The 11,765-nt window shown below is 74.9% G+C and carries 9 protein-coding genes; 3 read left to right on the top strand and 6 right to left on the bottom strand.

Features of this window, described 5'->3' with window-relative positions; genetic code table 11:
* Positions 1-62: 62 nt before the first annotated feature.
* The 3 genes from MCM47_RS23055 to MCM47_RS23045 form a co-directional block, all read right to left on the bottom strand.
* Positions 63-2,060, bottom strand: a complete 1,998-nt coding sequence (locus MCM47_RS23055; RefSeq protein WP_238863589.1) for a threonine/serine exporter ThrE family protein — start codon at positions 2,058-2,060, stop codon at positions 63-65.
* 348 nt (positions 2,061-2,408) lie between these two features.
* Entirely contained in the window at positions 2,409-4,766 is a 2,358-nt protein-coding gene (locus MCM47_RS23050) for a hypothetical protein (protein ID WP_238863588.1), read from the bottom strand.
* Positions 4,767-4,869: 103 nt separating this feature from the next.
* Positions 4,870-6,843 (bottom strand): ATP-binding protein, encoded by a 1,974-nt coding sequence (locus MCM47_RS23045; RefSeq protein WP_238863587.1) that lies wholly within the window; start codon positions 6,841-6,843, stop codon positions 4,870-4,872.
* A 343-nt stretch (positions 6,844-7,186) separates the two neighbouring features.
* Between MCM47_RS23045 and MCM47_RS23040 the strand changes: the two genes are divergently transcribed.
* Positions 7,187-7,501 (top strand): hypothetical protein, encoded by a 315-nt coding sequence (locus MCM47_RS23040; RefSeq protein ID WP_238863586.1) that lies wholly within the window; start codon positions 7,187-7,189, stop codon positions 7,499-7,501.
* 150 nt (positions 7,502-7,651) lie between these two features.
* On the opposite strand, the gene MCM47_RS23035 is transcribed toward MCM47_RS23040, so the two are convergent.
* Positions 7,652-8,812: a TetR/AcrR family transcriptional regulator gene (locus tag MCM47_RS23035; protein ID WP_238863585.1), complete on the bottom strand. Its 1,161-nt coding sequence runs from the start codon at positions 8,810-8,812 to the stop codon at positions 7,652-7,654.
* Positions 8,813-9,106: 294 nt separating this feature from the next.
* On the opposite strand from MCM47_RS23035, the gene MCM47_RS23030 reads away from it, so the two are divergent.
* Positions 9,107-10,264 (top strand): acyl-CoA dehydrogenase family protein, encoded by a 1,158-nt coding sequence (locus MCM47_RS23030; protein ID WP_238863584.1) that lies wholly within the window; start codon positions 9,107-9,109, stop codon positions 10,262-10,264.
* A gap of 163 nt (positions 10,265-10,427) precedes the next feature.
* Here the strand turns inward: MCM47_RS23030 and MCM47_RS23025 are convergent, their stop codons facing one another.
* Entirely contained in the window at positions 10,428-10,697 is a 270-nt protein-coding gene (locus MCM47_RS23025; RefSeq protein ID WP_238863583.1) for a hypothetical protein, read from the bottom strand.
* A gap of 126 nt (positions 10,698-10,823) precedes the next feature.
* On the opposite strand from MCM47_RS23025, the gene MCM47_RS23020 reads away from it, so the two are divergent.
* Positions 10,824-11,141: a cupin gene (locus tag MCM47_RS23020; protein ID WP_238863582.1), complete on the top strand. Its 318-nt coding sequence runs from the start codon at positions 10,824-10,826 to the stop codon at positions 11,139-11,141.
* On the opposite strand, the gene MCM47_RS23015 is transcribed toward MCM47_RS23020, so the two are convergent.
* The gene (locus MCM47_RS23015; protein ID WP_238863581.1) at positions 11,131-11,721 is read right to left on the bottom strand and encodes a TetR/AcrR family transcriptional regulator; all 591 of its coding nucleotides are present in this window, start codon (positions 11,719-11,721) and stop codon (positions 11,131-11,133) included. The genes MCM47_RS23020 and MCM47_RS23015 overlap by 11 nt on opposite strands.
* Between the last annotated feature and the right edge of the window lie 44 nt (positions 11,722-11,765).

Here is an 11,765-nt window from a genome sequence, read left to right as displayed (position 1 = left end):
TGACGCGACATGGCCCGGAGGCCAACACCGGTCCAACGACTCCCGGCCGGGCCGGCGGCGGTTCAGAAGCCGCGGGTCCGCTTGGCCGCGCGCCGCGGCACGGCGGGGGCCGGCGAGGGCAGCTCGGCGCCGGCCGGCAGCTTCATGAACAGCCGGGCGATCTCTCCCCCGAGGTTCACGCCGATCGCCAGCGCCATGGCGATCGCGGCGGCCCGGGTGATCTGGACCAGCCCGCCGCCGGAGTGGCCCTGGGCGAACGCGAGCATGCCGAGGTACAGCGCCGAACCGGGCATCAGCGGACCGATCGCCGCGGTGACGTACGGCAGCGCGGAGCCGTTGCGGTAGCGGGCCATCAGCTGGCCGAAGAGGCCGACCAGTCCGGCCGCCACGCCGGTGGCGACGATCGGCGAGATGCCGGCGTTGTAGACCAGCACGCCGTAGCTGGACCAGCCGATGCCGCTGTTGAGGGTGACCAGCGCGAGCGTGCGGCGGTCGGTCTGCAGCAGCATCGCGAAGGCCAGCGTCAGTACCAGCGCGGCGATCATCTGGACCGGTGGGTAGTTCACCCCGGTCAGGCTCTCGTCCGGTTTGAGCTTCGCGTTGTAGCCGACCCCGAGGTAGAGGATCAGCATCACGCCGATGACGATGCCCGCCACCAGGTAGATCACTTCCAGCAGGCGGGCTGCGGCAGTGATGTAGAAGCCGGTCAGGCCGTCCTGGACGGCGGCGACCAGGGCTCGCCCGGGGAGCAGCGCGAACAGTCCACCGGTGATCACCACCGAGCCGCGCAGCCCCCAGTCGTTGAAGGAGAGGATGATGCCGGACGCCGCCGCGGGCATCGCGGCCGCCACGAACTGGTAGAACTCCGGCAGACCGCGCCGGGCGATCAGCGAGGCCAGCCGGTCGCCGAGGACGGCCGCGATGAAGGCGCTGGCGAAGACCAGCCAGCCCTTGTCGTCGATCCGCCCGCCGACCAGGAAGGTCGCCGCGCCGGCCAGCAGGCCGGTGTTCAGCGCGAGCAGCCAGGCCGGGTACGGGTGCCGGTTGCGGCGGATCACGGCGAGCCGGCGGTACGCGTCGTTGACGCTGACCTTCTCCGCCGTGATGTCGGCGACCAGCTCGTACACCGCGTTGAGCCGGGTGTAGTCGGAGGTCCGGCGACGCACCACGCGGTCCGCGGTGACCGGCGGCTCGACCAGCGAGGGCTGGTGCGAGATGCCGATCAGGGTGAAGGTGACCTGCGGCTCGCAGCGGTCCAGCCGGTAGGCGTGGGCGATGCCGAGCATGGCGGCCTCGACGTCCTCGGCGGCCTCGCCGCTGGCCAGCAGCAGCTCGCCGATCCGGAGCGTCAGGTCGAGGATGCGCGGGACGTTGCGGGCGGCGGAGGGGTGGAGGTCGCGGGCGGTGCGCTCGAAGGCGGGGCGCTCGGACATCGGGGTGCGCAGCAGGGTGCGCATCCGGTCCGGCCAGGGTGCCTCGCCGGGGGCGCCGGGCTTGAGGGCGGGGACGGCGGTGCCGAGCGGCGGGGTGTAGCCGGCGGCCTGCCACTCCTCGGGGGTCAGCGTGTCCTCGGCGACCGACCGCCGGCGCCGCTCGGGGGCGGCGGTCACGGCTGCCCCGACGGCCCCCGCGGCCGCTGCCACGGCGTCCTCCGGCCCGGCGGGCACGCCGTCGACGGGCGCGGCACCGTCGGAGCCGATGATCCCGGCGGTCGCGGCGGTTTCAGCGGTCCCGGCGGTCTCAGAGGCCCCGTCGGTCTCAGAGGCCCCAGCGGTCCCGGCGGTTGCGGCGGTCTCAGCGGTCCCGGCGCTCGCGGACGGCTCCGGGGCGGCGCCCTCCTCGTGTTCCGGCGCCAGCAGCCCCCTGGTCTCCGGGACGGGCGGCGCGAACGGGATCACCGTGGCAGGCTCCGCGGCCGGCGCGGGGTGGCCGAGCAGGCCCTCGGTGGGCGGCGCGTCGGAGGGGTGGACCGGCCGTGCCTGCGGCGCCGGCCCGTTCCGCCGGGCCCCCCGGCCGCCCCTGGCCCGCTTGCCTCCGCCCGGTCGGCCCCGCTTCGGCACTTCCGCTCCTTGCCGCCCCTGATGGCGCCGGGCTCCCGGCCACCGTTCGATTCCGGTTACACCTTGCCTGATCGAACAGCCGGACGCACATGTACGGCGCGGCGGGCGGCGCCGCCGGCGGGCGCCTACCCGGCGCGGTGGCGGCCGGCGGCGGGGGCGCCGGACCGGCGGGCCCGCACCAGCCCGACCGCCACCGGGACCACCGGGATGCCGACCAGGACGCCTCGATGTCGTCCCGGTCACCCGGATCGTTCCGGGCCGGCGTCGGAGCCGCCCCGGGTCGCTCGGGGCCGCCCCGGGCCGCTAGGGCCGCAGTCGCCACGCCGTCGCCACGCCGTCGGAGCGCCGCTACAGCCCGTACCGCTCGGCGATCTCCTTGTGCCGGGCGGTGTCCGCGCCCGCCGCCTCGGCCAGGTCGGTCCAGGCCAGCGGGTGCGTCCAGGCGCCGGTCAGCCGGTGCAGCAGCGCGTCGGCCTCGGCCGCCGAGGCGGTGGGCGGCACCCCGAGGGCGGCGTAGACGCCGGGCAGGAAGCCGTCCTCCTCGGCCGGGTCGGTGATGCTGTACTGCTCCCCGCTGTACGCCCACACCCCGTAGCCGGCCCGGCCCAGCTCCTCGCGGAACCCGGCCCAGGCGTCGTCGCCCGGCCAGGCGCCGTCGATCCAGTAGGTGGTGTAGCCGGCCGGGTCGAGCAGGGTCAGCAGTCCGAACACCGGGCGCCAGCGCCGACGCTCCTCCTCGGGCGCGTCGTCGGCCGGCGGCTCCTCCAGCAGTGCCGGGGCGAAGACCACCACGTCGCCGTGGTTGAGCGTCAGGTCGTCGCCGAGCACCGGCAGGATGCGGGCGGTGGCCGGGCCGGTCCGGACCGCCGGGAGGTCCGCGGTGGCGCCGTTGGTGCGGGTGGCCCGGACGGTGACCAGCTGCCACTCCTCGTCCACCGGCCCCTCGGGCTCGTCGAACTCGATGCCGAGCCGGGCACCGGTGGAGCGCACCACGGCCCAGTCCCGGTTGGCGGTGGCGGCGGTGATCAGGTGCCAGAGGTCGGACTCCCGGACCGTTCGGTGCTCCTCGCCCTCCGAGGCCTCCCCGGGCGGCAGCGCGTGCACCAGGATCTCCTGGTGGAACCGCTGCGCGGCGGCGTGGTCGCCCAGTTCGGTGGCGGCGCCGGCGGCCAGCCGGCGGGTGTTGATCCGGTCCGGCTGCTCGGCCAGGATCGCCTCGCAGTGCTCGACCACCTCGGCCCACCGGGCCCGGGCGGCCGCCCAGCGGGCCCGGACCCAGTGGGCGTCGGAGGGGCTGCTCGCGGCGAGCCGGTCGGCCAGCCGGCCGACGCCCTCGGCGTCCCCGGCCTCGATCAGCGCCCCGCCCAGCATGCCGACCAGTTCCTCGCTGCCCGGGTCGGCGTCCAGCCGCGCCCAGAGCACCTCGGCGGCGGCCCGGGCGTGGCCGAGGCCGCCCAGCACCCCGGCCAGGTTCAGCGCCAGCACGGTGGCGCCGGCCTGCTCACCCCGGTACCGGTCCAGGGCGACGGAGAGCAGGTCGGCGCCGGCCTCGAACGGAACGCCCGTCTCGGCGAGGTACGCCGGCAGCTCGGCCGGCGGGACGGGCAGCTCGGGGACCGGCAGCGCCTCGGCGGCCGCGCGCAGCGCCGCCACCTGCTCGGCGACGCCCTCGGTGCGGCGCAGGTCCGCCAGCTTGCGCTCGCCGGTGGCGGCCAGGGTCAGCGCGATCGTCCGGGCCCCGCGGGCCAGCGCCAGCCGCCCGGCGGCCAGCAGCAGGTCGACGCAGGGGCGGTGCGAGCCGGTGCCGTCCAGGTAGCCGACCCAGCCGGCCAGCGCCGCGCCCAGCTCGGCGTCGTTCTCCCGGGCGCCGGCCGCGACCAGCAGCTCGACCGTCGTGGTCCAGGCCGCCCGCAGGTCGGCGTGCCGCTCGGCCTCGGCCAGGTCCGGCAGCAGGGCGAGCGCCTCCTCGGTGCGGCCCAGCGAGGCGAGCGCGCGGGCCCGCAGCAGGGCGCCCCAGCGCCGGTCGCTCTCGTCGATCTCCCGGCCCCGGGCCCGCTCGGCCTGCTCGGCGGTGTCCAGCAGGGTCAGCACCTCCTCGTGCCGGCCGAGCAGGTGCAGCGTGCCGGCCCGGGAGTGGTGGAAGTGGAGCGAGAGCCGCTCGCCGGCGGCCCGGATCCGGGCGGCCGCGGTGTCCAGGTGGGCGAGCGCCTCGGCCGGGCGTCCGTCGTCCTCCAGGGCGTCCGAGTACTCCCGGGAGAGGCAGTCGAAGCAGGCCCGGGCGGGCTCGATCCGCTCCAGCGTCTCGCTCAGCACCGCGAGCCGCTCCGGGACGTAGCCGGGGCCGTCGACCCGGGCGTGGCAGATCGCGAAGTCCTGCACCACGCAGACCGACTGCGGACAGCCGGCGGTCTCCTCGCGGTGCGCGAACTCCAGCAGGTCGACCGCCTCGGGCAGCGCCTGCTCGCCCTGGTGGCGCCGGTTCAGCAGGTTCTGCATCCGCCAGTGCCGCAGGTAGACCTCGACCCACGGCAGGCCGAGCGCCCGGGCGGCGGCGACCGCCTCCGGGTAGACGGCGTCGAGTTGCTCGTTTCGCCCCTCGTTGGCGTGGCCGGGGATCTCGTAGATGGCGTCGGCCAGTCGCCGGTGGCCGGCCTCGGCCAGCTGCTGGTGGGCGTCGTGCACCCAGGCCCAGATGTCGGTGCTCATACCGCTTCCGTCTCCCCCTGCGGGTCGTGCGCTGTGCTGGTGGTCGGTGTCGCGCGGGCCGCTGACGGCCCGTTCGGTCCGGTGGCCGTCGGCGGGGTCATGGTCAGGCCCCCGCACCGCGGCCGTCGGGTCCGTCCGGTCCGTCGGGTCCCCTGAACCCGTCGAGCCCTTCGAGGCCGTCCGGGCTGTCCGGGACCGCGTCCAGACCGGTCGGGACGGCCGCGGTCAGCGCGGAGACCGCGGTGCCGATGCCGGCCAGGGCGGCGGTGAGGTCGCCGCCGGAGGCGCCCGCCGAGGCCGCCGCCATGACGACCTTGATCGAGCGGAGCAGCCCGGCGGCGGTGGCGCTGCCGGTGTGTCCCGCCCGGTAGGCGGTCAGCAGGTCCTGGACGGCCGGACAGGACAGGTTCAGGTAGAGCCGTGCCTTCACCTCGCCGTCGGTGCGGGCGGTGAACGACCGGGCCAGCCGCAGCGCGGCGGAGGGGATCCGGGCGTCCGCCTGGTCGTCCTCGATCCGGGCCTTCAGCTCGGCCTCGCGGTCGGGGACCAGCACCAGCGGCAGGCCGGGCGGATCGAACCGGGCCGGGACGAGCTGCTCGCCCGGGTCGGCCAGCGCGCCGGTCAGCCAGGCGGACTCCTCCGCGGGCAGCGGGCGCTCCGGGTCGCGGAACAGCTCGCGGTTGCCGCTCTCGCTGCCCAGCTCCACGATCCGGCAGCCGCGCAGCTGCGCGTAGCGGCGCAGGAACGGCAGGACCGCGTAGCGGTCGCCGCGGGCGATCGGCACCTGCATCGCCCGGTAGAGCATCTCCTCGAACCCGCCGCCGCTGCCGAGCGCGACGTGCACGGCGCCCCCGCCGGCGGCCCGCAGCGCGCCCGCGGTCAGGTCACCCTGCGAGGTGGGCACCGGGACGTCGTCGGCGAGCAGGGTGAACAGGCGGTCGTCGCAGAGCGCGGCGCCGAGCAGGTCCTGGCCGTGCCGGGCCAGGATGCGCCGCCAGACGGCGGGCCGCAGCCGGGCGGTCTCGTAGAGCCCCTCGACCACGGCGTCGGTGAGCTGCCGCTGAAGGGCGCGGTAGTGCTCGTCGCGCTGGAGGTCCTCGCGGCTGGCGGTGGGGGTCAGCCGGTTGGACTCGACCACGCCGCCGATGAACCCGGCCCAACTGGGCAGCAGGTCACGGGCGTCCTCGGCGAGCAGCATGCCGCGCAGGTAGACGGCCAGGTCGCGGTTGTCGCTGCTGCCGTAGGTCGCGCCGTCCTGGACCCAGAGCAGGCCGACCGCGTCGCTGCCACCGCCCCGGGCGCCGCCCTCGACCGGCGCCACGGGGAAGGCGGTGAGCGGCTCGAAGCGGCGGCCGAAGGCGGCGGCGAAGCGCATCCGGGCGCCGTACGGGTCGCCGCCGACCGCCTGCCGCCACGGCACCGGGACGTCGTTGACCGGCTGCTCGTCGTCGCCGACGAAGACCGGGATCGGCAGCAGCACGCAGTACCGCCCGAGCACCTCGCGCAGCGCCTCCTCGTCGGCGAGGTGGGCGTGCTCGGTCTTCAGGGCCAGCTCGACCACGGTCCCGCCGCCGGGTCGGGCAGCGGCCGGCTCGACGCTGTACTGCTCGCCCCCGCGGCTGCGGTAGCGGTGGCCGGCGCCCGGCTCGCGGTGCGAGGTGGTGGTGACGGTGACCTCGTCGGCGACCGAGAAGGCGGAGAGGAAGCCGAGTCCGAAGGCGCCGATCAGCTCCTGACTGCCGGTGAGTTCGCGCAGCATGCGGGTGTAGCCGGTGCCCACGGTGGCGAGGTAGGCGTGGATCTCCGGCTCGGTCAGCCCCGCGCCGGTGTCCTCGATGGCGACGGTGCGCCGGGCGCCGTCGGCCCGGACCCGGATCAGCGGGCGGTGGTCGCCGTCCGGGTCCTCCAGCAGGCGTCGGGTGTGCGAGTCGTGGGCGTTCTGGACCAGCTCCCGCAGGGCGACCAGCGGGGTGGAGTAGAGGTGGGTGGCGAGGACGTTCACCAGTCCGCCGAGATCGACCTCGGTCGTACGCAGATCCTCGGCGGGCACGGACTCGGGTGGGAGACCTTCAGACATGAGTCCTCAGTGTGCCAGTGCGACTATCCGGCGACCATTTCTTTCTGACCAGGGAGGTTCGGTCAACCCTGCATTGACAGCGGCGGTCCTTCGAACCGCCCCGGGCAGTTCACCAACCATTGTCATTCCAGAATGACTTGACGCTGAACCTAGGCCCGGGACGACCGCGTCCGGTAGATCGGACATGCCGTATTCATGACCCCATCGGAGGAATTGCCACCCATTCGGTGGAGTTCGTCCACGGCGCTGGTGAATGCTGGGCGGGCGACGTCAGGCAACGGCGCTCCGGAGCGGCCACTCCGGACCGCGCCACCATTCGCAGTCCACCTTCAGGGAGACCAGCGTGTCCCGTATCCGCGCAGCCGCCGCCGTCACCGCCCTCGGAGCCCTCCTCCTCGTCGGCGCCGCCACCGCCCACGCCGACAACGGTGCCGGCGCCGACCACCTCTCGAACAGCGGCGTGGTGAGCAACACCGGCTCCAACAACGTGATCGGCGGAGTCGTCGGAAACGTGGTCAACACCCAGCAGACCGCCACCGGCTCCGGCGCGAGCAACCAGAACAACGGCCTGGCCGTGACCGGCAACGCCGGCAACATCGGGGCGCTGCAGGGCAACGGCAACCTCGCGGCCGACGTGTTCTACCCGGTCGTGAGCTAGCCGGTTCCGGCGGCCTTCTCCGCCGGGAGCCGTCCGGGCCGGGTGCCCGCCCCACCAGCGCGGGGCGGGCACCCGGCCCGCGCCGTTCACCGGCGGGCACCCGGCCCGCGCCGTTCACCGGCGGGCGCCGCACCGCTGCCGGACAGGGGCCTACCCGGCCACCCCGAGGACGGCCCGGCCGATCCTTCGCAGACAGTCGCCGAGGTCCGGACGGTCGCTGTACGGCCGGTTCCGCACACCGTCGTTGACCAGCGCGAACAGCGCGTGCACCCGGATCCGGGCCTCCACCGCGTCGCACTCCGGGCGGACCAGGCGGAGCAGCTCGACCCACGTCCGCAGGAAGTCGCGCCGGAAGTCCACCGCGGCACGGCGGTCCGGGGCGGCCAGCCGCTCCGTCTCGCTCAGCATCGCGCCCAGGTAGTCGCCGTTGCGCCGGGCGAAGCCCACGTAGGCCGCCAGGCCGGCCTCCAGCGCGGCCGACGGCCCGGCCGCGGCGGCGATCGCCCCCTCCACCTGGTGCCAGAGCCGCTCCCGGCTGCGCACCAGGGACGCGGCCAGCAGTTGCTGCTTGCTCTCGAAGTGCCGGTACACGCTGGGGCCGGAAATGCCCACGGCGGCGCCGAGTTGGTCGGTGCTGACGTTGTCGAACCCGCGCCGGTGGAAGAGCCGCACCGCCGCCGCGAGCAGCTCCTCCCGGCGCGGCTGCGGAGCCACCCCCGCGGTCGCGGCGGCCGGTTCGGAATCGGCCCGGGTGCCGTCCAGCGACACCGCGAGGACCGCCGCGACCAGTTCGCCGAGCAGTCGCTCGGCCCGGCGCGGCTGCGGGGCCGCCGACTGGTAGGACAGGCCGGCGCAGGCGGAGAGCGCCGACCAGCAGAGCAACCCGGCGTCCGGACCGGCCAGTTCGGGCCGCTCGGCGCGGAGCACGCCGACCATCAGCGCCGTGTCCGCGCGCAGCTCGCGGCGGAGCGCGGCCCGCCGGGCCGGCGGCAGCAGCCGGGCGTCTCGCTGCACCAGCGTGCCGAGCGGCCGGTGCCCGACCGCGACGGCGGCCAGCACCGCCCCCACGGCGGCCGTGGAGTCGGCGGCGCGCAGCCCGGCGGCCAGCTCGTCCAGGCCCAACCGGACGGCGCGGTCGAGGAGTTCCGGCTTGCCGCGGAAGTGGCGGTAGAGGGCGGGGGCGGTGATGCCGACCCCGGCGGCGACGTCCGTCATCGAGACCTGGTGGTACCCGCTCCGGTGGAACCGGTCGGCGGCCACGGCGAGGATCTGCGCCTGCCGGGACCGCGCGGGCGGCCGCCGTACCACCATGCGCCGCTCCCTCGCTCCCGTCCCGTCCGATCTGCCGACCGTAGGCTAGCAACGATTCACTTCCGGCCGGGCACGGGCCGGCGCGGAGGGCGGGCACCGGCCGGGCACAGGCCGGGCACAGACGGGAACAGAGGGCGGAGGGGGCGGCTTTCGGGCCGGAGCGCAGGCCCGGACGCACCCCCCCGACCCTGGACAGTGGAAGCTACCCGGGATTAACTTGTGGGGCGATCACCTGGCCGAACCCACGCTTCAGCCCGGGCCGGCCCGCCCGGCCCCACCGAAGGGAGCGCCGACGTGCGCCGCACCGTCTTCACCGAGGACCACGAGGCGTTCCGGGAGACCATCCGGGACTTCATCGCCCGCGAGGTCGTCCCGGTCTACGAGAGCTGGGAGGCCGACGGCCACCCGCCGCGCGACTTCTACCGCAAGCTCGGCGAGCTCGGCGTCTACGGCATCGAGGTGCCGGAGGAGTACGGCGGCGCGGGCGAGAGCGGCTTCAAGTACCAGGCGGTCATCGCCGAGGAGACCGCCCGCGCTGGCGTCTCCTTCGGTTCGTCCGGCGTGCACACCGGCCTGGTGCTGCCGTACCTGTTGGAGTACGCGACCGAGGAGCAGAAGCGCCGCTGGCTGCCCGGCTTCGTCTCCGGCGACATCATGACCGCCATCGCGATGACCGAGCCGGGCGCCGGCTCCGACCTCGCGGGCATCTCCACCACGGCGCGGCTCTCCGAGGACGGCACCCACTACGTCCTCAACGGCGCCAAGACCTTCATCACCGGCGGCGTGCTCGCCGACCTGGTCCTGGTGGTCTGCCGGACCTCCCCGTACGACCCGCAGAACCGCCGGGCCGGCCTCTCCATCCTCTGCGTGGACACCGCGTCGGAGGGCTACAGCGTCGGCCGCAAGCTGCAGAAGATCGGTCTGCGCACCTCGGACACCGCCGAACTCGCGTTCAGCGACGTCAAGGTGCCGGTGGAGAACCTGCTCGGCGAGGAGGGCATGGCCTTCACCTACCTGACCCACAACCTGGTGCAGGAGCGGCTCGCGATCGCGGTCGGCGCCTACGCCGCCTCGGCGGCGGCGGTCCGGTTCGCCGTCCGGTACGTCAAGGAGCGCAAGGTCTTCGGCCAGGCGGTGGCCGAGTTCCAGAACACCAAGTTCACGCTGGCCGACTGCGAGGCCCAGGTGGTCGCCCAGCAGTCGATGGTGGACCGTGCGCTGGAGCTGTACCAGCACGGCGGGCTGACCGTCGCGGACGCCGCGGCGGTGAAGCTGTTCTGCACCGAGTCGGCGTCCGGCGTGATCGACAAGTGCCTCCAGCTGCACGGTGGTTACGGCTACATCCTGGAGTACCCGATCGCCCGCCTCTACACCGACAACCGGGTGTTCCGGATCTACGGCGGCACCAGCGAGGTGATGCGCAGCATCGTCGCCAAGTCGCTAGGGCTGTAGGGCCGGGAACGGGACCGCGGAGCCCGACGGGACCGCGGAGCCGGACGGGACCGCGGGCCGGACGGGGCCGCAGCAGCCGGGGTGCGCACCGGGGCTCCGGTGCGCACCTCCGTGACTCCCGGTGCGGCGGGCCGCACCCCCACGGCGGCCCGTCGCGGCCCGGTCAGTTCGGCGAGGCGTGCTCGGCCCGCCAGGCCTCCCAGCCGGCGGCCGAGGCCACCTTCGCGTCGTGCAGTGCCCGCTGGGCCATGGCCTTCGTCGGAGGCATGTCCAGGCTCCGCACCCAACTGCGGCCGGCCGTGGCCAGCGCCGCGCACACCATCGCCGCACCGGCCATCCCGAGCATCGCGCCGATCCCCGTGAGGACCGCGCCACCGGCCAGCAGCGATCGATTGACCTGGAACCCGCTGAAGAAATTCTGGTTGGTCGCCATGCATCCACCATCGGGGCAGTCGGCGGACACCGCACGCCGAACGACTCCGGGTGCGCGAGCCGGGTGCGTCCGGGACGCTGGCCGTGGGGCCGCGGCGGCGGCCCCGGAGGCCGAGGAGGGCACCCGATGGTCGATCTCGAACAGCTCGCCGTGGAGCACGCGGCCCTGGCCGCCGAGAGCCCGCACGGGCGCAGCGCCCACCTGGTGCTGCACGACGGCGTCCTGCGGCAGACCGTGATCGCGCTGACCGCGGGCACCTCGCTGGACGAGCACAACGCCCCGGCCGCCGCCTCCCTCCAGGTGCTGCGCGGCCGGGTGGCGCTCACCGTCACGGGGCACCTCCAGGAGCTCTCGGCCGGTCAGCTGCACCCCGTCCCCCAGGAGCGGCACGGGCTGCTGGCCCACGTCGACTCGGTGGTGCTGCTGACCGCGGTCACCGCGTAGCGGGCCTGAGCACTCCGTCGCTGACCAGCCGCAACCCGCGCAGGAACTCCTGCCCGCTGGGCGCGAGTTCGGGCGCCGCCAGCCACTGCGCGGCGAAGCCGGCCATCAGCGCCTGGTAGAACATGCCGCGGGCGACCTCCTCCTCGGTGTCCGGCACCTCGGGCAGCCCCTGGAACAGCGCGGCGAGGCCGAGCCGCCCCTCCTTCTGCGCCTCCGCGAAGGCCTGGGCCAGCTCCGGCGCGTGCGCGACCTGCGTGATCGCCTCGAACTGGGCCGCCCAGAGGCCCCGGTGCTCGACGAAGACGTCCTTGAGGCCGTCCCACACGGCGACGAACCGCTCCTCCGGTTCCCCGGACGCCCGGTTCGCGGCGTCGACCACCCGGGCGAGGGACTCCCCCATCTCCCCGATGGCCTCGATCATCGCCGCGTTGAGCAGCGCCTCCTTGGAGCCGAAGTGGTAGCCGATCGCGGCCAGGCTGACGCCCGACGCGGTGGCGATGTCACGAGCCGTGGTGCGCCCGTAGCCCTTCTCGTAGAGGCAGCGCTTGGCGCCGGACATCAGGTCTTCGCGATTTCCCATGGCGTGATCCTACGGAAGAACTGCACAGATGTCTTGCACGAACG

This window comes from Kitasatospora sp. A2-31 (assembly GCF_022288725.1).
Lineage (GTDB): Bacteria > Actinomycetota > Actinomycetes > Streptomycetales > Streptomycetaceae > Kitasatospora.
This window is presented reverse-complemented; position numbering and strand designations above follow the sequence as displayed.

Excerpts from the sequence above, each read along its gene's own strand:
- MCM47_RS23050 (WP_238863588.1), bottom strand. The coding sequence starts at position 4,766 with ATGAGCACCGACATCTGGGCCTGGGTGCACGACGCCCACCAGCAGCTG.
- MCM47_RS23045 (WP_238863587.1), bottom strand. The coding sequence starts at position 6,843 with ATGTCTGAAGGTCTCCCACCCGAGTCCGTGCCCGCCGAGGATCTGCGT.
- MCM47_RS23035 (WP_238863585.1), bottom strand. The coding sequence starts at position 8,812 with ATGGTGGTACGGCGGCCGCCCGCGCGGTCCCGGCAGGCGCAGATCCTC.
- MCM47_RS23025 (WP_238863583.1), bottom strand. The coding sequence starts at position 10,697 with ATGGCGACCAACCAGAATTTCTTCAGCGGGTTCCAGGTCAATCGATCG.
- MCM47_RS23020 (WP_238863582.1), top strand. The coding sequence starts at position 10,824 with ATGGTCGATCTCGAACAGCTCGCCGTGGAGCACGCGGCCCTGGCCGCC.
- MCM47_RS23015 (WP_238863581.1), bottom strand. The coding sequence starts at position 11,721 with ATGGGAAATCGCGAAGACCTGATGTCCGGCGCCAAGCGCTGCCTCTAC.